At 47.1% G+C, this 19,889-nt stretch carries 14 protein-coding genes and 1 tRNA gene; 6 read left to right on the forward strand and 9 right to left on the reverse strand.

Going from position 1 to position 19,889, the window contains the following annotated elements:
• Window positions 1–221 precede the first annotated feature (221 nt).
• The 4 genes from KGF88_RS00855 (at window position 222) to aceK (ending at window position 4,789) form a co-directional block, all read left to right on the forward strand.
• A complete protein-coding gene (locus KGF88_RS00855; protein WP_228759468.1) occupies window positions 222–1,766 on the forward strand; it encodes a S10 family peptidase in 1,545 nt (514 codons plus the stop codon).
• Between the two features lie 35 nt (window positions 1,767–1,801).
• On the forward strand, window positions 1,802–1,963 hold the full coding sequence (locus KGF88_RS00860; protein ID WP_153826158.1) for a YqaE/Pmp3 family membrane protein: 162 nt from the start codon (window positions 1,802–1,804) through the stop codon (window positions 1,961–1,963).
• Window positions 1,964–2,093: 130 nt separating this feature from the next.
• Entirely contained in the window at window positions 2,094–3,029 is a 936-nt protein-coding gene (locus tag KGF88_RS00865; RefSeq protein ID WP_110076135.1) for a LysR family transcriptional regulator, read from the forward strand.
• A gap of 5 nt (window positions 3,030–3,034) precedes the next feature.
• On the forward strand, window positions 3,035–4,789 hold the full coding sequence (aceK, locus tag KGF88_RS00870) for a bifunctional isocitrate dehydrogenase kinase/phosphatase (protein WP_162014549.1): 1,755 nt from the start codon (window positions 3,035–3,037) through the stop codon (window positions 4,787–4,789).
• 2 nt (window positions 4,790–4,791) lie between these two features.
• Here aceK and nhaD read toward each other — a convergent pair whose 3' ends face one another.
• From nhaD to KGF88_RS00890, 4 genes are all read right to left on the reverse strand, one after another.
• Window positions 4,792–6,231: a sodium:proton antiporter NhaD gene (nhaD, locus tag KGF88_RS00875; RefSeq protein ID WP_153826156.1), complete on the reverse strand. Its 1,440-nt coding sequence runs from the start codon at window positions 6,229–6,231 to the stop codon at window positions 4,792–4,794.
• A gap of 150 nt (window positions 6,232–6,381) precedes the next feature.
• The gene (gene aceA, locus KGF88_RS00880) at window positions 6,382–7,719 is read right to left on the reverse strand and encodes an isocitrate lyase (protein ID WP_153826155.1); all 1,338 of its coding nucleotides are present in this window, start codon (window positions 7,717–7,719) and stop codon (window positions 6,382–6,384) included.
• 38 nt (window positions 7,720–7,757) lie between these two features.
• The gene (gene aceB, locus KGF88_RS00885; RefSeq protein ID WP_228759475.1) at window positions 7,758–9,320 is read right to left on the reverse strand and encodes a malate synthase A; all 1,563 of its coding nucleotides are present in this window, start codon (window positions 9,318–9,320) and stop codon (window positions 7,758–7,760) included.
• 123 nt (window positions 9,321–9,443) lie between these two features.
• The gene (locus KGF88_RS00890; RefSeq protein ID WP_162014548.1) at window positions 9,444–10,235 is read right to left on the reverse strand and encodes an SDR family oxidoreductase; all 792 of its coding nucleotides are present in this window, start codon (window positions 10,233–10,235) and stop codon (window positions 9,444–9,446) included.
• 217 nt (window positions 10,236–10,452) lie between these two features.
• On the opposite strand from KGF88_RS00890, the gene KGF88_RS00895 reads away from it, so the two are divergent.
• Together KGF88_RS00895 and KGF88_RS00900 are read left to right on the forward strand one after the other, a co-directional pair.
• Window positions 10,453–12,057: a hypothetical protein gene (locus tag KGF88_RS00895; RefSeq protein WP_110076141.1), complete on the forward strand. Its 1,605-nt coding sequence runs from the start codon at window positions 10,453–10,455 to the stop codon at window positions 12,055–12,057.
• 82 nt (window positions 12,058–12,139) lie between these two features.
• A complete protein-coding gene (locus KGF88_RS00900; protein ID WP_153826153.1) occupies window positions 12,140–14,854 on the forward strand; it encodes a TonB-dependent receptor domain-containing protein in 2,715 nt (904 codons plus the stop codon).
• A 66-nt stretch (window positions 14,855–14,920) separates the two neighbouring features.
• Here KGF88_RS00900 and KGF88_RS00905 read toward each other — a convergent pair whose 3' ends face one another.
• From KGF88_RS00905 to KGF88_RS00925, 5 genes are all read right to left on the reverse strand, one after another.
• Window positions 14,921–15,592, reverse strand: coding sequence for a hypothetical protein (locus KGF88_RS00905; protein ID WP_110076143.1), 672 nt, complete (start codon window positions 15,590–15,592; stop codon window positions 14,921–14,923).
• An 88-nt stretch (window positions 15,593–15,680) separates the two neighbouring features.
• Window positions 15,681–15,756: transfer RNA gene (locus tag KGF88_RS00910), tRNA-Phe, on the reverse strand.
• 105 nt (window positions 15,757–15,861) lie between these two features.
• Window positions 15,862–17,769 (reverse strand): biosynthetic arginine decarboxylase, encoded by a 1,908-nt coding sequence (gene speA, locus KGF88_RS00915; protein ID WP_110076144.1) that lies wholly within the window; start codon window positions 17,767–17,769, stop codon window positions 15,862–15,864.
• Entirely contained in the window at window positions 17,769–18,704 is a 936-nt protein-coding gene (speB, locus tag KGF88_RS00920; RefSeq protein WP_153826152.1) for an agmatinase, read from the reverse strand. The genes speA and speB overlap by 1 nt, the downstream gene beginning before the upstream one ends.
• Window positions 18,705–18,803: 99 nt before the next feature.
• The gene (locus KGF88_RS00925) at window positions 18,804–19,838 is read right to left on the reverse strand and encodes an ATP-dependent 6-phosphofructokinase (protein ID WP_162014547.1); all 1,035 of its coding nucleotides are present in this window, start codon (window positions 19,836–19,838) and stop codon (window positions 18,804–18,806) included.
• Window positions 19,839–19,889: the final 51 nt, after the last annotated feature.

Here is a 19,889-nt window from a genome sequence, read left to right on the forward strand (position 1 = left end):
GTTGGGAACACGGCGACTGGCTTTAAGCGTATTAGCATAGTTGTTAGGCTTTTAGCTCGTTAAATGCTACTAGCTTTTATAGCACAACTAAGATACTCGGTGCCATGACCAAATCGATATTATCGCCGAAAAGATAAACTTGGTCGCAGGGTGGTTGTAGTTTGGTCATAGATTGCTTTTAATGGGGGTAAGTCTAATACAATCAAAATCAAGGACTACCTATGAATCCGATGAAACATCTCCTATTGGCCTCGGCGCTGGCGGTAAGTTCAGCCGCTCTGCTGCCAACCGCTGCAGTGGCGGCTACAGCAACAGAAAGCAGCGTGCAGGCAAAAATTGCGGCAGACCAAGTGGTGGTTACTGAACATCGTGCGCAAATTAATGGCGAACGCTTTAAATACACGGCAACCACAGGTACCCAGCCGGTGTTTAATGAGGCTGGAGAGGCTACTGCAGCTTTATTCTTTACTTACTACGAACGCCAAGATGTTAAAAATCGTGAGCAACGGCCGTTGCTGATCTCTTTCAATGGTGGTCCTGGCTCTGCATCGGTATGGATGCATATTGCCTATACTGGGCCCAAAGCGCTGCGAGTAGATGATGAAGGTTTTCCTATCATGCCGTATGGCGTGAAAGATAACCCTCATTCAGTATTAGACGTGGCTGACATTGTATTTGTGAACCCAGTGAATACCGGTTATTCACGGGTGTTGCCAAAGGCCGATGGCAGCATGCCGTCACGAGATGAGCAGCAGCGGATGTTTTTTGGCGTGAACAGCGACGTAAAATATCTAGCCGATTGGATTAATACTTTTGTGACTCGGCATGAACGCTGGCGCTCACCTAAATACTTAATTGGTGAGAGCTACGGCACCACGCGTGTATCAGGTTTGGCGTTAGAGTTGCAAAACCGTCAGTGGATGTATTTAAACGGCGTGATTTTGGTGTCTCCAACGGATATCGGAATTGAGCGTAATGGTCCGGTTAAAGCTGCTAACAGACTCCCTTATTTTGCTGCTGCCGCTTGGTATCATAAAGCTTTAGATGCAGATCTACAGCAGTTAGATTTGTTGGAGTTGCTGCCACAAGTAGAGCAGTACACGCTTGATACTTATTTGCCTGCGCTAGCTAAAGGAGCCATGTTATCGGGTGCTGAGAAGCAACAAGTTGCTGAACAAGTGGCGCGTTTCGCTGGTTTAGACACGCAAACGGTATTACGAAGCAATTTGGATATTAGCACTAACTTTTTCTGGAAAGAGTTACTACGCGAGCGCGGTCAAACCGTCGGTCGCTTAGACTCACGCTATTTAGGTATTGATAGAAAAGATGTAGGTGATAGCCCAGACTACAATGCCGAGCTTACTTCGTGGCTGCATTCGTTTACCCCGGCTATTAATTATTACCTGCGTGAAGAGCTCAATTATAAAACCGACGTTAAATACAATATGTTTGGGCCGGTGCATCCGTGGGACCGCTCGAATAACAATACCGGTGAAAATTTACGTCAAGCAATGGCACAAAACCCTTACTTGAATGTCTTAATTCAGTCTGGCTATTATGATGGTGCCACGAATTACTTTGATGCCAAATACAATATGTGGCACATTGACCCTAGCGGTAAAATGAAAGATCGCATTGGTTTTAAAGGTTATCGTAGCGGTCATATGATGTATTTACGGGCAGAAGATTTGCGTTTATCGAACCAAGATTTACGTGAGTTTATTCTGCAAACTGTGCCTGCTGCAGGGCAGGCTGCTAAATATTAATCCTTTACTTTGGGTAATCCACAAGGAGTGTTGTGATGGGTGATTTATTAAGAATTATAATCGCGATTTTGTTACCTCCACTGGGTGTATTTTTACAGGTGGGGCTGGGTAAGCACTTTTGGATAAATATTGTTTTAACCCTGCTTGGCTATATTCCTGGCATCGTTCATGCGGTGTGGGTTATTGCTAAAAAGTAAGGCGCAGTTGTAATTGGCTCCTTGTATTCACTCGGTGGATACAACTAATGTCGCATGCAACAAAAAGTGTAAATCAGAGCAATCCTGTCTATAATCCCGCTATATTTTTTTAGCGGGATTTATTTTTTCTATGAATAATATAAAAGATATTGATCTGAACCTCTTGGTTTACCTCGATGTGCTGCTGCGCGAACGTAATGTTACCAAAGCGGCGGCTCAGCTCAATATTACCCAGCCGGCGATGAGCAACGGCTTGAAGCGTTTACGGACGCTGTTAAATGACCCCATTTTAGTGCGTACCAGCGAAGGCATGTTACCCACAGAAACAGCACTACGGATGCAAGAACCAGTACGGCAAATTCTGTATTCGGTAGAAGAAATGGTGCAACCGGCACGAGATTTTGATGCTGCCACCAGCGATCGCGTGTTTCGCATCATGGCATCAGATTATGCCGCATCAACTTTGATGCCAAGACTCTTAGAAAAATTGAAGCGTCAGGCTCCTGCCGTAGCTCTAGATATCATGACCCCTAGTGATATTAGTTTTCACGATGTCGAAAATGGCAAAGTTGATCTAGCGATAAACCGTTTTGATAAGCTGCCGCAATCGTTTCATCAAAAGAACCTTTGGGAAGACGACTTCAGTTGTTTAGTGCGAAAAGATCATCTTCTGGTACAAGACTATACCCTTGATAATTACCTTGGTGGTGAACACGTTTGGGTGAGTAAAACTGGCTTTGGGGTAGGTGTGGGAATGGACCCACACGACGTCCAGAAACTTGGCTGGGTTGATGAAGCTTTGGGGCAGTTGGGCCATAAGCGCAAGATTCGAGTGTTTACGCGTAATTACCATGTAGCTATGCACCTGGCCCGCCAAGGACTGATTGCCACCTTGCCCACACAGGCCGCCACCTTGTACCAAGATGACGACGAGCTGGTAATGCTACCGCCGCCGTTTAAGATAGAGCCGCTTGAGCTGACGATGATTTGGAGCCCGTTACTGCAACACGACGCTGGTCATCGTTGGTTCCGACAGTTGATTGTAGAGACCGCTGAGCAAAAATAGCCAAGATGACAACGACCGATTTGCCAACCTTATATGCGCGTAAAATTCTGCAGGGATTTCATCGCCATTACAGTGTTTTTCAAGAGGTAACGGCCGCAGCGCGGCAGCGTTTCGCTGATGGCGATTGGCATGCCGGCCAATATGCTGCCACCGCCCGGATTAGTTTTTATGATATTCGGGTGCGAGAAACCACCAAAGCTTTGGCTGAGTTAACCCAGTTACAACTCGATGAACAAGTCTGGTTGGCGACACGGCAGTTGTATCAGGATTATCTGCAATTTCATCCGCAAGCAGAGTTAGCTGAAACCTTTTATAACTCGGTCTTTTGTAATCTATTTCATCATAGGTATTTTAATAACGCTTATATTTTTGTTGAAACCACCTTGTCGGATGCGATTCCGCTTGCCGTAGAAACAGAATATCGATCTTATTTTCCGGTAGTGACGGGCATGCATCGTACCCTTGCACAGATCATGCAGGAGGTTGATTTAGGCGCGCCCTTTGCTGATTTATCAGAAGACATTCGGCTGCTGCGTAAGGCATTTAGTGAGCAAGCAGCATCACAGCAAGTGAATGCTTACCAACTCCGTATTGATGTTTTAAAAGCCCCGTTCTTTCGAAACAAAGCGGCTTATGTGGTGGGCCGTATTGTCAGTTCACAGCGCAGTTACCCTTTTATTGTCCCGGTGTTGCGAGATGAGCATGGGCATTTATATCTCGATGCCTTGATCACTGATGTGGACCAAATGGCGATCATTTTTGGCTTTGCCCGATCTTATTTTATGGTGCAGACCAAGGCACCTTCGGCATTGGTGCGCTTTTTAAAAGATTTAATGCCGAAAAAGACCCTCGCTGAGCTTTATTCTGCGATTGGCTTGCATAAGCAAAGTAAAACCGAATTCTACCGTGATTTCTTACACCACTTAGCGGCCAGCGATGACCAGTTGGTTGCTGCTGCGGGTATCAAAGGGATGGTGATGACGGTATTCACACTACCTAGCTATCCTTATGTATTCAAGGTGATTAAAGATACTTTCGGTGGTGGTAAATCCATAGATCGGCAGACCGTAATTGACCGCTACCGAATGGTTAAGCGGCACGATCGAGCTGGGCGCATGGCTGATACTTATGAGTTCGCCAACGTGGCAATTCCGTTAGCCCGCATTGCACCCGATCTCCTACAAGAGTTGCAGTCTACCGTAGCTGGTAGTCTTAGTATGGATGGTGAACAGTTAATTATTAGTCAGCTGTTTGTTGAACGCCGCATGACGCCGCTGAATATCTTTTTAGATTACGCCAGTAACGCCGAGATTGAAGCTGCTATGAAAGATTATGGCCAAGCGATTAAAGACATGTTGGCGGCGAATATCTTCCCGGGCGATATGCTGTTAAAAAACTTCGGTTTAACGCGCCATAAGCGGGTGGTTTTCTATGACTATGACGAAGTGCAATATCTCACTGAAATGAACTTTCGGCAGTTACCTAAACCACAAACTTATGAGCAGCAGCTTGCCGCAGAGCCATGGTATAGCGTGGCTCCCAATGATGTCTTTCCTGAGCAATTGACCACCTTTGCGGTGCCGCAGCCGCACCTACGTAGCATGTTAATGAAGCATCATCCAGAATTAGTAGATGCAAGCTATTGGCAGCAGCAACAGCAAGATATTCGAACGGGTGTGATTAGTGACGTGTTTCCTTATCCTGAAGCGGTTCGCTTTGTGCGTTGCGTACGAACCGCTGCAGAACAAGATAAGCGCTAAGGTTAGTGGTTAAAAACCTCAAATAAAGCGCTATTTAACCAAAGGTGAGCATAGATACTAACAATGTAACCTAGGGCAATTACTGGGGTCCATTTTAAGTGGCTAGCAAAAGTATAATAGCCACGAGCTTGGCCCATTAATGCTACCCCTGCAGCTGAACCAATCGACAGCAAGCTACCACCAGTACCGGCGGTAAGGGTGATTAAGAGCCATTGGCCGTGTGACATATCGGGGGTCATGGAGAGCACCGCAAACATCACCGGAATGTTATCAATAACGGCTGACATGAGGCCCAGAGCAACGTTGGCATACGTTGGGTTCCATTGGGTATAGAGGGTATCTGACAGCATGGCGAGGTAGCCCATAAAGCCTAAACCACCCACACAAATTACCACACCGTAGAAGAACAATAGGGTATCCCACTCGGCCCGTTGTACCCGGCTAAAGACATCGAATGGTACCACACTACCTAACCGCTCTAATCGTGCCATATCGCCGGCACGTTCAGCCATGGCGCGTTTGCGAGCCAGTGAACCGGGTAGCGTCATGCGTAAGAAGTAACCAAAGAATTGTAAGTAACCTAAGCCCATCATCATGCCCAGCACCGGCGGTAAATGCAGCCACATGTGGCACGCTACTGCGGTAGCAATGGTGAATAAGAATAGGAAGGTAATGCGTAACGCTCCGCGCTTGAGTTCAACTTCTTCGTTTAGAGCCGATGGCTTACGGTTTTCAATGAAGAAGCTCATGATCACAGCTGGTACTAAGTAGTTAAGGAGTGATGGGATAAACAGTACGAAGAATTCTTGGAATTCAACCATGCCCGCTTGCCATACCATCAGGGTGGTGATGTCACCAAAGGGGCTGAAGGCACCGCCAGCGTTAGCTGCGATGACAATGCTCACGCACGAGATGCTGATGAATTTCTTATCGCCATCGGCAACTTTCATCACCACCGCACACATCAATAATGCTGTGGTTAAGTTATCGGCTACGGGCGAGATAAAGAAAGCTAAAATACCGGATAGCCAAAACAACTGTTTGTAGCTAAAGCCTTTCTTAATCATCCAGGCTCTTAAGGCGTCAAAGAGGCGGCGCTCTTCCATCGCATTGATGTAGGTCATGGCAACCAATAAGAACAACATTAGCTCGGCAAATTCGAGCAAGTTGTGACGAAATGCCTCTTCGGCAACGCCAGGTAAGCCTTGGTCGGCGTACACCCAGCCGATCATGATCCAAATCAAGCCTGCGGCAACCAGTACCGGTTTTGATTTACGCATATGTAGGCGTTCTTCGCCCATGACCAACATGTAGGCAATGGTAAAAATAACGATAGCGGTAATGCCAACAGCACTATAGGTCAGGTCTAGTTCACCAGGTGCAGCTAAGGCTGCGGGCGAGAATAGGCCAACGGCCAAAACAAACAGTATGAGCTTCCACATGTGCTTTTCTTCCTTCAACACAAATACGGAGAGGGGGGATGATTAATGCGCGCGCATACTAACATAAAAAAGCCGCGTGGGGCTTAGACCGCGCGGCTTATACTCACTATTTTTTGGAGTAATTCTTAGGTGGTAGTTGTAAACACCAGCTTACGCTGGTTTTTTGAACTGATCTTCTTCGGTAGAACCGGTTAATGCAGTTACTGAAGACTGACCACCTTGAATGACATTGGTCACTTCATCAAAGTAACCGGTGCCAACTTCTTGTTGATGGGCAACAAAGGTGTAACCTCTGTCGGCCGCAGCAAACTCTTGTTGTTGTAGCTTCACATAAGCAGACATATCGTTACGAGCATAGTCGTAGGCTAGTTCGAACATGTGGTACCACATGTTGTGCACGCCAGCCAGAGTGATGAACTGGAACTTGTAACCCATTGCCGCTAGTTCACGTTGGAACTTAGCAATGGTGGTATCGTCTAGGTTGCGTTTCCAGTTAAAGCTAGGTGAGCAGTTATAGGCCAGCAACTTGCCAGGGTACTTAGCATGGATAGCCTCAGCAAATTTACGTGCCTCGTCTAGATCGGGTTTAGCTGTTTCGCACCAGAGCAAATCAGCATACGGAGCGTAGGCTAGGCCGCGTGAAATCGCTTGATCAATACCAGCATTGACTCGATAGAAACCTTCTGCAGTGCGCTCACCAGTGCAGAAAGGTAGGTCGTTGGCATCCACATCAGAGGTTAATAAGTCGGCCGCATTGGCATCTGTACGAGCTAGAATCAGTGTGGGTACGCCAGCCACATCGGCTGCTAAGCGTGCCGCAATCAGTTTCTGGACAGCCTCTTGCGTGGGCACCAGAACTTTACCGCCCATGTGACCACATTTTTTCACCGAGGCTAATTGGTCTTCAAAGTGCACCCCAGCGGCACCGGCACGAATCATCGCTTGCATCAGCTCATAGGCATTCAAAACGCCACCAAACCCAGCTTCTGCATCAGCAACAATCGGCGCAAAATAATCAATGTAGCCTTCTTGCTCTGGCCCAATTCCTTTTGACCACTGGATCTGGTCCGCGCGTGCAAAGCTATTATTAATTCGCTCTACCACCGTAGGTACTGAATCGACCGGGTACAAGGACTGGTCTGGGTACATGCTGAGGCTGCTGTTATTGTCAGCAGCAACTTGCCAACCAGAGAGGTAAATCGCTTGCAGGCCAGCTTTAACCTGTTGAACCGCCTGACCGCCGGTTAGGGCGCCAAGAGCGTTCACGTAGTTTTTGCCAAACTTCTCTTGAGCGGCACCGTTAACTAAGCGCCATAGTTTGTCGGCACCGTTACGAGCAAAAGTACATTCAGGTTGCACGCTGCCGCGTAAACGCACCACGTCGAGAGCGCTGTAGGTGCGTTCTACGCCCTGCCAACGTGGGTTAGTATCCCAATCTTGCTGTATTTGTTTAGCCATTTCGGCTTGTTGAACTGATGCAGTAGTCATGTCGGTTGTCCTGTTTAAGTTAAGGTTTATTATTTGAATTAATCAATCAGTTGGTAGCCAGGTAGAGTTAAAAACTCAACCAATTCTGGGGCTGTGGTAATCTCTTCAAGTAGTGCTGTGGCGCGTTCAAAATGCTCTTGCTGCCAGCGCTCTTCGCCAACTTCTTGGCGCACCACTTGGGCTTCTTCTGTTAAGTATTGTTGGAACAGAGCCGTGGTGACTACGGCACCGTTATCGAGCGTTTTACCGTGCTTGATCCATTGCCAAATGGAGGTGCGAGAAATTTCTGCCGTAGCGGCGTCTTCCATCAAGCCATAAATCGGCACACAGCCTTTTCCGGAAATCCATGCGGCGATGTATTGCAACGCCACTCGGATATTAGTGCGCATCCCAGCTTCGGTGCGTTCGCCTGGGCTTGGAGCAAGCAGCTCAGCGGCGGTGATAGGAGCATCTTGCTCACGCAATACAGCTAATTGATTCACGCCTTCTAAGCCATCCACAAAGACTTCGCGTACGGTATCAGCAAGACCCGGGTGAGCAATCCAAGTACCATCGTGGCCATTGCTACGTTCGAGTTCCTTATCGGCTTTGACTTTAGCCAGAATAGCGGCGTTTTCCGTGGCATCTTTACTCGGAATAAAGGCTGCCATTCCGCCCATCGCCAGAGCACCGCGGCGATGACAGGTCTTTACAAGTAGGCGTGAGTAAGCGTTCAAGAAAGGCTGGTTCATGGTCACGACTTGGCGATCTGGAAGCACTCGATCAGGATGATTTTTAAGGGTTTTGATGTAGCTGAAAATGTAATCCCAACGGCCGCAGTTAAGTGCTGCAATGTGTTCGCGCATGGCGTACAGAATCTCATCCATCTGGAAGACGGCCGGTAAAGTCTCGATGAGGATGGTGGCTCTGATGGTACTGCGTGGTTGCTTAAAATAATCTTCGGTAAAGCTAAATACATCCGCCCACCATTGGGCTTCTTCAGCATGCTCAAGCTTAGGGACATAATAGTAGACGCCAGAACCTTGGCTGGTGCGGGTTTGATAGTTCAAGTAAAAATACAAAGCAAAATCAAACAAGCCGCCAGGAATCACCTCGTTATCTACCATCACGTGTTTTTCTGGTAGATGTAAACCGCGCACTCGGGCAATGAGAAGGGCAGGGTTATCAGCGAGTTGATAGTGCTTACCGCTCGTTGGATCTCTGTAGTCGATGTCCTGACGATTGGCATCGTATAAATTCACCTGACCTTGCAGCACACCGTCCCACGTGGGTGATTGTGAGTCTTCAAAATCGGCCATGTAGCAATCAACATTAGCGTTAAGTGCATTGATGACCATCTTGCGATCGACCGGCCCGGTAATCTCTAAACGGCGCTTGGTTAAATCTTTCGGCAGTTCGGCAATACGCCAGTCGCCTTCACGAATAGCAGCGGTGTTAGCATCAAAGTCAGGCAATTGGCCGCCATCAATCACCGCTTGGCGCTGCTGGCGATGGGCAAGAACTTGCTGGAGTTGTGGTCTGAATTTACGCACCAATTGCACTAAAAATTGTTGCGCATTGGTGTCGATGAGGCTTGCTGCTTTGCCGCTTAGCGGCGGCATTTGTAAGCCATCTATAAAAGAGTTGGTGGTGGTCATAATCTACCCAGTTGTTGTTGGTTAGTTAACAACAACAGAGTAGACTGGTCAGACCGTATTAATCAAGAATATGATTGTGTATTGCGATCATTTCTTTTGTGAATGTATCAGTCTTTGATACCAAGTGCGGGGTAACCATCGTTTGGCGTACCAAGCGATACGACCCTGCCGGTGGGGCAGTACATGAGATTTTTTCTTATCGAGGGCGCGCATGATTTGTCGGGCGATATCTGCTGCGTTTAATTTACTGCCAGCCATCAGCTTATCTAATTTGCTTTGCATGCCGGTAATGGTTGAGCGCATGCCTTGGCCCAAATTGGTGCGAAAAAAACTCGGGCAAACCACGGTTACCGCAATATTGTGTGGCTTTAATTCGTTCTGCAGAGTTTCGCTAAGGCTCACCACAGCTGCTTTACTGGCGTTATAAGCGGACATATTAGGCACATCAAGCAAACCAGCCATCGAGGCGACATTAACAAAGTGGCCGTGGCCTTGCTGCTGGAACAGCGGGGTGAAAACTTTGCAGCCTCGTACCACTCCCATCAAATTAATATCCATAATCCATTGCCAATCGCTCAGCGGGGTATCACTGATACTGCCGACTTGCGCTACTCCCGCGTTATTAACGACCACATCGACGCCGCCCCAAATTTCTTGCAGCTTAGTGGCTGCTGCGTTCAAGTCGTCAAATTGGGTGACATCGCAGGGCATGAAAATGGTTTGTGGCTGAATTTTTTGGAGGCTGCCAAGCACAGCTTCACCACGCTCGACATCTCGGTCAGCAATACAAACCCGCCAGCCACCTTTGGCGCAGATAAGCGCTAGGGCATAACCTAAACCGCTGGCGCCACCTGTTATAAAAATACGTTGTGGTTTCATGATGTTCCTATCGTCAAACAAAAGGGTTAAACAGATTAGATGAAGTATATTGGCATAAAATGCCTTAAATGAAACGCAGCAATCACCGCTTTCGATTTGTTACAGCCCCATGAATCTTTTATGACCATTGTGTTTTGTCACAAATCTGTCACTCACCCTCATTACTCTTGCCCCGTTGTTTTTATAACCCAAACCAGTTCCTATCCGGGAGAACACAATGAAATTGCATACTCTTTTCAAAGTTACTGCTATTGCATCAGCTTTGGCTCTTGTTGGTTGCGGCGGTGATATCGAAATCAACCCAAGCGTTGTCGATAACAGTGTTAACAACTCAAACAACTCAAGCGGTGGCGGCAGTGGCGGCGACGATAACGGCGATAACACTGCAGAAAATATTTGTGCGGTTAACAACGGCGTACAAGGTGCGTTTGATGGCCGTGATTGTGAGTACAATCTTGAATTTGCTAGCCGTAACATTGAAATCACCGAAGACTTAACTTTCGTTGAATTACCGGATGGTGGTGTACACGTATTTGACGGTGCGTTATTGGTTGGTGAAGACTGTGATACCACCACCAGCTGCACGATTGGTGAAGGCCCAACTGTAACAGTAGAGCCAGGCGCAACCTTAGCTTTCACCAGCGGTGAAGCCATTGTACGGGTAGCTCGTGGTGCTAAATTAGACGCTATCGGTACCTTCGACAAGCCTATCACTTTTACTTCGGCTAACGCCTTTACTCGGTTCGACGTAGTCGGCAATGGTCCGCGCTTTGCAGATTGGGGCGGCATTATCGTTAATGGTCATGGTATTACTAACCAGTGTACCGATGCGCAGCGTGATGCAGGCACCTGTAACGTGGCTTCAGAAGGTATCGTGAGCTACTACGGTGGTAACGACAATGCTGATGATAGCGGCTCGATGAAGTACGTAAAAATTTGGTATGCGGGTTCAGGCCCACGCGCCGGTGGTGATGGTGACGACTTAAACTCATTAACGTTGAACGCTGTTGGCTCTGGTTCATCGTATGAGTTTGTGCATATTCACCAAGGTTATGACGACGGTATCGAATTCTTCGGTGGTGCTGCTAACGTTAAAAACGTGGTCTTTACTGACACCCAAGATGACTCGATGGATATCGATTCAGGCTGGCAAGGAACTGCCCAATTCTTATATATCAAACACGGTACTGTGAACGTGGATGGCGAACAAGTATTCATGGGTAACGGTGGTTTTGAAGCCGATGGTGAGAAAAACGCCGGAGCAGAATACTCACAAGCCCCAGCATCACGTCCTACCATTGCTAACGTGACTGTGGTGACTACCGATGGCTTATCTACTCGTGATAACGATCCATCTATTGCGATGAAGTTTGACGATAACTTCTTGGGTCAGATGTACAACTTCTTGTTGGTGAAAGAAGATGTATCAACCAACGACTCGCGCTGCATTTTGTTTACTGGCGACGGTGAGAAAGGCGTGGTTGACGGTGACTTGAACTTCTACAGCTCAGTGATGGCTTGTGTTGCTGAAAACGAATTCACCTCAGGCAACTTATTCGCTAATGGCGTGAGCCGTCAAGAATGGTTCGACAATGGTGGTGAAAACGCACGTATTGGTGGTAACGCAACAGTATTTGCAGCGGATGGTTTCGCTACTGATATGAGCTCTAGTGACATTACCGTCACAGCGAACGACCTATCGAGCTTGGGTAACCCCTATTTAGAGCCGGTTGACTTTATTGGTGCAGTATCTAGCGATGATACTTCTTCTGAGTGGTACCAGTGGGTTGAAGCTGCTTTAGCGGCGGCTGAGCAAGATTAATCAACTGTTCTGATTAAGCCAAGATTAGGGGGCCGTTGTTATCGCAACGAGCCCCCTCCTTCAGACCTCGCAGGAGTTGATTATGAGCACCCAACATACCCTTAAACCGTTAGCTGTAGCGGTTAGCCTTGCCTTGCTGGCAAGCAGCCAGGCCTACGCTCAAGACCAATCTGCAGAACAAGAACCGGTTGCTGCAGCAGATACCACCATTGAAGAAGTTGTGACGACCGGAACGCGTTTACAAGGTAGTGCCGCAGCGGTCGTGGATGAGCGCAAAAATCAAGCTTTTGTGGCTGACATCCTTGGTGCTGAGCAGTTATCACGTACTGGTGATAGTGACGCGGCATCAGCCCTTCGACGGGTCACTGGTTTAACGCTAGTGGATGGTAAGTTCGTTTATGTGCGTGGCTTAGGTGAACGCTACTCTAGTGCTCGCTTAAACGGCGCCAGTATCCCTAGCCCAGACTTAACCCGTAACGTTATTCCACTCGATATCATTCCTTCAACTATCATTGAAAGCTTAGCGGTGCAGAAAGTGTTTTCTCCATCCATGCCGGCGGCTTTTGGTGGCGGTAATATTGATATCCGAACCAAATCTTTGCCGACTGATTTTCAAGCTAGCTTCGAAGTTGGTATCGGGCAAAGTGATAACGCCAGTAGCGGTTACACCTACAATCGTAACGAAGCTGGAGTTCCGCAAAATATTCGTGATGCTATCGTCAAATATCGTGGCGACTTTAGTTTACGTAACATCATTAGCAAAGACGGTTTAGTTGCCAATGAGTTGGGCTCAGCTAGTGACCAAGCTCGTGCTATTAATGCTGGTTTGGCGCAAGCCTTACCGCGTGACATTAGTCTGCAGCACGAATCGCTAGACCCTAACTACAGTATTAAAGCTAGTATTGGTAATAGCTTCGAAGAAGATTTCTTTGGGGGCAATATCGGCGTGCTGGCAGCAGCGGCCTACGACACCAAATGGAACGTTTCGGATCGTAAAAACGCAGTGTTAAGTGAAAATGCGGAAGCTGGCTGTGCTACCACACTAAACAGTGCTGAAGAGGTTGCTAATTCTTGTTACAACACCGTCAGCGAAACCACGCAAACAACTGAAACTGAGCGTTTAAATGGTGTGTTTAGTATCGGCTATGAGCTAGATACCCATAGCGTTAGTTACACCAAATTGTATTTGACCGATGCTGAAGACGAGTCTGAATTTGGCATCATGCAAAGCCCTAACGGTAGTAACTTAAAAACTATTTATGGTTCAGGTATTGCCAACCGCGAGCATGAGTTTAAATACGAAGAGCGTACTCTCGATATCGATCAAGTGCGTGGTCAACACACCCTGTTAGATTGGTGGGGTATAGGTTTTGATTGGCAGTACACTGAATCTAAAGCAGAAACAGATATCCCTACGGATATTTCCTATCGCTTTGATGATTTGTTTAACGGCCAAGGCGATTACCTGAGTACCGTCGTTACCGGTGATGACAACCGTGCGGTATTCCAATACGTGGGCATGCAAGACCAAGTGAAATCTTACAGCGGTAACTTCTCATTGCCAGTTACCTTTGCGGGCTTAGACATTGAGTTTAAAGCCGGCTATGACTTTACTGATAAAGCTCGTTATTACACCACGGACCGCTTTGCTATGGATAATGGCTCTGGTTTGCGGGTAACGGTAAATGACGATCCGAATGGTATTTTGGGGATCACGGATTATCTAACCAATGACCGTATCAACGATAGTAACTTCTTATTGTCGTATCGTGAACCAACTTCACCGGACGCCGATGATTACTTAGCCGTTCAAAAAACCGATGCCTTGTACGGTGCCTTTGATATGTTCTTGAATAATCATTGGCGTTTGGCAGGTGGTGTGCGTTGGGAAGAGTTCAAACAGGTATCGTTGGCTACTTCTAGCTTGATTTTTGATCGTAACGATATCGAAACCTTCTATTCAGAAGAGCGAATTCTAAACGGTACCACGTTAGAAGATGATTTCTATCCTGCCTTGTCATTAACCTACATCAGTGATGATAATTATCAGTTGCGCTTTGGTTTTTCTGAAACCGTAGTGCGTCCAGATATCCGTGAAACAGTGCCTGTTGCCTACTACGACCCTATCACCGATATTCGGACCATTGGCCGAGCTGGTTTAGCTAGCAGCCCAATGACCAACTTTGATGCACGCTTTGAGTACTTTGCTGATAACGGCGATAACTACACAGTGTCTGCGTTCTACAAGGATATCGATAAGCCAATCGAATCGGTCTTGAGTGTCGGTGACGAAGAATACACCCTGAATTATGTGAACGGTATTTCGGCTGAAGTATACGGGATTGAGTTTGAGTGGTTACACGACTTAACCTATGTACATGACGGCTTATTTACCACCGGTAACTTAACTTGGAGTGATTCAGAAGCGGTGATTGATCCGGCGTTAGCAGGTAACTTAACTAATCCTACTAAGCGCTTAACGGGTCATTCTGAATACGTTGCTAACTTACAGCTAGGTTATGATTCGATGGATGGTAATCATTCTAGCTCGTTAGTGTATAACGTGTTTGGCGAGCGTATCTTGGCTGCGGGTATTGGTGGCCGCGGTGATGCTTACGAACAGCCGTTCCACTCATTAGATTTGGTTTACAACTTCTACCCAGACTTTAATTCTAAAGTTAGCTTTAAAGTACAAAACGTATTGGGCGAAGACCAAGATGTAACTCAGTCTGGTATTACCGTGCAATCACGTGAAGTAGGGCGAGTGTTCAGCCTAAGTTACAGCTACGAATTCTAATCGTTTGTCGCAGGTTTAACTCGAATCAAAAAGGAAGCTCCATGAGCTTCCTTTTTTTATCTGTTTCTACTTGGCTTTGATGGTAGCCGTTTCATAATTTAAGACAAAGCGAATTTCGTTGCGGCCATCAATACTTACTTTGCTACTTACCACAGCGACTGGCCTAGGTGTCGCAGAGATCATACCCCAGGTAAACTCTTCCGTGGCTTGCGCAAGGTGAGCGGGGTATTCAATAACGCCTGCGCAAACATTACGATTACATTCCAATGCAGTAGGCACAAACTCAGGATGCTGGTCTAAATGCTGATTAAAGCTATCTCTGAAGTCATATTCAAAGTTGCTTGTAATTTCCGAGGCAATACTCAGTTGGTCAATAAAATCATTGAACGCACGAAGGCTTAGTGCATTACTTGCGGCTTCTCCTGATAACCCACCAGGTTGGTCTAACTGCTCAATTAAATAAGCCATCTGCTGAGCTTCAGTTAGCTGCTCAAAGGGGACGCTGGTAGGCACAGCTTCCTCGCTTACCTTTGGTTCAGTGTAGGGCGCTGTAGGAGGCTTTTCAGGGCTGATTATTGGTGTGACTGAGGGAGCTCTAGCGCTGTTGCTATGAGGCTGATTATTCTCGTCCACACGCTCATCGGTGTGAGATGGTTTAGGTTGGGACAAGGGATCAGCGATATACCAGTAGCCGCCTACTGCAACTAGACCCGTGATGACCAACCATCTTAGCTTCATGTTTTATCTCCGTTGTTTAACTCCATGCTTAGATTAGCAGAGCTAAAACGAAAAAACCCCGCTATTTCTAGCGGGGTTTTCGGAATAATGGTGCCCAGAGGCGGAATCGAACCACCGACACGGGGATTTTCAATCCCCTGCTCTACCGACTGAGCTATCTGGGCAACGGGGCGTATTAAACGAGTTTTTGAGTCTTGAGTCAACCGATTTTTTATAGAAAATCACTTAAACAGGACCGTTTGCTCAGTAAATACGCAGATTGCTGGAAATTACACCTTCAAGTAGGTGCTTCCGGCTAAACACTTCTCGTAATAGTCTGTCCATCGTACACCTTCGCGTGGCGCAATGTGACCCTTACGAACTTCACGATCAATCGACTTCTTCACAGTCTTTGCCATAAAGTCAGTGTTGTACTGCATGGTTTCAAGCACTTTTTCAGCGGCCGTGCCTGGTACCACTTCTTCAATATAGAAATCACCTGGCTCGTCATCGTGACAATAAATGTGCACTTCAGTTAAGCGGCCAAAGAGGTTATGCATATCGCCCATAACGTCTTGGTAAGCACCGGTTAAGAACATGCCAACATGATAAGGCTCGTTTTTACGCAGTGCATGCATCGGGATGTTATCACTAATCTCGGTACCTTCAATGTACTTGCTTAATTTACCATCGCTATCACAGGTGATATCAACAATAGAGCAGCGTACTTCTGGTTTTTCGTTTAGTCGTGTAATAGGAACAATCGGTAGTACTTGCCCAATCGCCCAAGTATCTGCGGCTGACTGAAAAATCGAGAAGTTACAGAGATACTGACTTGCCAGCATATCTTCAAGCTCTTCAAGTTCTTGGAATACGAAACTTTCGCGATCTAACGATTGATGAATGTCGCTGAGAATACGCCAATACATGGTATCTAGCTTGGCCATCTCTTCGAGCGATAAAATACCCAGTTTAAAAGCTTCGTATGCGCTTTGTTTGAATGACGCAGCATCGTTGTAGCGTTCTTGTGGGTGCATGTCGTTCGCATTCACCAGTTCCCGCATATTACTAACTAAAATATGTTCGTTGCTGCTGGCGCTGATATCAAACTGGGCACCGGTATTCTTAATTTCGCCAACAATATTGGTCACCACACAGCTGTGGTGAGCTGTGATGGCACGGCCACTCTCGCTTACGAGGTTAGGGTGGGGCACCTGCTCTAGGTCACAAATTTGCTTTACGCCGTAAACCACGTCTGCCACGTATTCATCGGTAGAATAGTTACGTGATGAATCTGTGGTAGAGCTAGTACCGTCGTAATCAATACCTAGGCCGCCACCAATATCGAGGTACTCAAGCGGAACTCCAAGCTGTACCAGTTTGGCATAGAGTCGAGCACCTTCAGATACCGCTTCTTTAACCTTACGGATATCAGACATTTGGCTACCGATATGAAAGTGCAGCAGCTTAGCGCAATGCAGCATATCTTCTTTCTTTAGGAGTTCAACAATGTTTAAGATTTCGGTAATACTTAGGCCAAATTTAGCTCGATCGCCGCTTGAGCCAGCCCACTTACCTGCGCTACGCACCATCATTTTGCTGCGCAAGCCGATCATAGGTTCTACCCCAAGCTTTTTCGCGAGCGGTATCAACATTTCTAGTTCACTGAATTTCTCAATGACGATGATCATTTTACGGCGTAATTGACGGCCAAGTAGGGCCAGCGTTAAATAATCTTCGTCTTTGTAGCCATTCAACACGGTTAACGCATTGGGGTTTTCGTTGTAGGCCAATACCGCCATCAATTCAGGTTTTGAACCTGCTTCAAGGCCGTAATCGTAGGGTTCGCCGGCATCGATGATCTCTTCAACCACTTCGCGCATTTGGTTTACTTTAATCGGGAACACGCCTACATAGCGACCTTGGTAGTCGGCATCAGTAATCGTTTTTGCAAAGGTTTCGTTTAAGATCTCTACTTGCGAGCGCAAAATGTCGTGAAAACGAATAACCGCTGGTAATTGAATACCTTCAGCTAAAATTTCATCCACTACTTCTTGCATATCGATGGTGACATCGGGGATGCGATGATTGGGGGCAATCTGAATGTTGCCATTGGCACCGATCGAAAAGTAGCCCGCGCCCCAGCGCTTTACACCGTAGAGTTCTTCGGCGTCATCAATACTCCATGGTTCAGCCATTAGCGAACTCCTTTTTCGTTTAAAATAATTAATAACTCGCGCACGATTTTGGCAGCGAACACATCTGAGTTGCCCGTTGGGTCGATTTCTGGAGATAACTCAACCACATCGGCGCCAACCAGATTTTTCTCGCGTAAAATTTTCATTAGGCTGACGTACGAATGGAAATCTTCACCACCCGGTTCTGGTGTACCTGTGCCCGGTAAAAATGCCGGGTCAAAATAGTCTAAATCCAAGGTCAAATAGACTGGCCGATCTGCTGGTATCGCAGCAACGCTGGCTAGAAAATCTTGGCGTGACTTGCGTACCGTGCCATGGTCGTTCATGTATTGATATTCTTCACGCGTACCTGAGCGAATACCGTACTGAATTAACTGATGTCCTGGGCCGAAATGATCTAAGCTACGGCGAATGATAGATGCATGAGAATAGTGATAGCCTAAAAAACCATCGCGTAAATCTGCGTGAGCATCTAAATGCAATAACACCATATCTGGGTACTGAGCTAAATATTTACGAATAGGCGCATAAGAGATGGAGTGCTCGCCCCCTAGGGTTAGCACGCGCACGTTGTTAGCGGCTAAATCGATAGCACCAAAAGCTTCATCAAACTGATCGGTGGCGAACTGCCATTGCGCTTCGACATCGTCACTATCGCCTAGCGATAGATTACCTAAATCTACAAAAGGTAAATCAAACAAATCAGCGTCTAAGTAGGGCGAATAGCTTTCGATATCTTCAGAAACTGCGCGAAGACCATCTGGACCGTTTCGGGTACCTTTTCTGAAACAGGCGGTACCGTCAAAGCCGAAACCTATAATATGAGTGCCATTAGCATAAATAGCTTGCTCTACTTGGGCCCCAAAAAACTCGCGTACCGGTTGTTCGGTCGCAATAGTTAGGGTTGCGATTTGTTTAGGTTGATGTGTGCTCAATGTCACTCACCTCCATTAGTAAAAAAAGAGGCTGCGCAAGCGCAGCTATGGGTCTTTGAAAAGGGCGCATATTATCTGCGCAATTGGCTTAAATTGCCACTATTGCGACGGCTTGTTAGCACTCTTTTTTACTGGATTAAAAATCTCATGTTGAATTCGTAATAAATTCTCATCCAGCGGGTTTTTCTTGGTCCAAGTATCTACCAGTGGCACGGCCACCATTTGATTCGCTTTGATCCCTGCCATAACGCGCGTGGCGCCTTGTAAGATCAATTCGATGGCATGCACACCCAATTGCGATGCCAAAATTCTATCACTGGGAGCCGGCGCACCACCACGTTGAATATGGCCCAGCAAACAAGGTCGGCACGGCATATCAAACTCTGCTTCGAGTTGTTCCGATAGGGCTACGGCACCGCCTGGCCATTGATGTTCGCTAAGCACCATCACATAACTGCCAGGGCCGCGCACCGCTTCTACGCGCTTGATATGTTTAACTAAGGCCGCCACCGTTAGCGGCTTATCGCGTTGCAGCTCTGGTAAAATCATCCGTTCTGCACCAGCAGCCATGGCACTGCTTAAACCAATAAAGCCAGCATGACGTCCCATGACTTCAACGATAAATACCCGATCCATCGCATCGGCCGTATCGCGAATTTTATCCAAGGCATCCATGGCAATTGCGACCGCGGTGGCATAGCCAATGGTGGCATCGGTACCATACAAGTCGTTGTCGATGGTGCCTGGCACCCCAATAATTTGGCCCTGCCAATACTGACTCAAATGTTCAGCACCGCGAAACGAACCATCGCCACCAATCACCACCAGCGCAGAGAGCCCCAGAGCATCAAGATTCTCGGCTGCTAATTGCGCTGCTGCTACTTCTTTGAACCGCGGGCAGCGGGCACTTTTAATGATGGTTCCTGAATATTGTAAGACGTGCAGGACATCGGCTGCCTTTAGCGATAAATATTCATTGTTTAACAAGCCTTCGTAGCCATGACGAAATGCAATAACTTCCATATCATAATGCTCAGCGGCTAAAACTACGGCGCGTAATGCGGCATTCATGCCGGGGGCATCACCACCACTGGTGAGTACGCCAATCCTTTGTCTTGATGTTGTTGCTGACACACATTTACTCCTCTTGTCATTTATTTGATAAGCTTAACCAACTCACATCAA

The organism is Idiomarina loihiensis (genome assembly GCF_024584785.1).
Classification (GTDB): Bacteria; Pseudomonadota; Gammaproteobacteria; order Enterobacterales; family Alteromonadaceae; genus Pseudidiomarina; species Pseudidiomarina fusca.

What these genes read in the sequence shown, in the direction of transcription:
- KGF88_RS00855 (WP_228759468.1), top strand. Translation starts at nt 222, where the DNA reads ATGAATCCGATGAAACATCTCCTATTGGCCTCGGCGCTGGCGGTAAGT.
- KGF88_RS00860 (WP_153826158.1), top strand. Translation starts at nt 1,802, where the DNA reads ATGGGTGATTTATTAAGAATTATAATCGCGATTTTGTTACCTCCACTG.
- KGF88_RS00865 (WP_110076135.1), top strand. Translation starts at nt 2,094, where the DNA reads ATGAATAATATAAAAGATATTGATCTGAACCTCTTGGTTTACCTCGAT.
- aceK (WP_162014549.1), top strand. Translation starts at nt 3,035, where the DNA reads ATGACAACGACCGATTTGCCAACCTTATATGCGCGTAAAATTCTGCAG.
- nhaD (WP_153826156.1), bottom strand. Translation starts at nt 6,231, where the DNA reads ATGTGGAAGCTCATACTGTTTGTTTTGGCCGTTGGCCTATTCTCGCCC.
- aceA (WP_153826155.1), bottom strand. Translation starts at nt 7,719, where the DNA reads ATGACTACTGCATCAGTTCAACAAGCCGAAATGGCTAAACAAATACAG.
- aceB (WP_228759475.1), bottom strand. Translation starts at nt 9,320, where the DNA reads ATGCCGCCGCTAAGCGGCAAAGCAGCAAGCCTCATCGACACCAATGCG.
- KGF88_RS00890 (WP_162014548.1), bottom strand. Translation starts at nt 10,235, where the DNA reads ATGAAACCACAACGTATTTTTATAACAGGTGGCGCCAGCGGTTTAGGT.
- KGF88_RS00895 (WP_110076141.1), top strand. Translation starts at nt 10,453, where the DNA reads ATGAAATTGCATACTCTTTTCAAAGTTACTGCTATTGCATCAGCTTTG.
- KGF88_RS00900 (WP_153826153.1), top strand. Translation starts at nt 12,140, where the DNA reads ATGAGCACCCAACATACCCTTAAACCGTTAGCTGTAGCGGTTAGCCTT.
- KGF88_RS00905 (WP_110076143.1), bottom strand. Translation starts at nt 15,592, where the DNA reads ATGAAGCTAAGATGGTTGGTCATCACGGGTCTAGTTGCAGTAGGCGGC.
- speA (WP_110076144.1), bottom strand. Translation starts at nt 17,769, where the DNA reads ATGGCTGAACCATGGAGTATTGATGACGCCGAAGAACTCTACGGTGTA.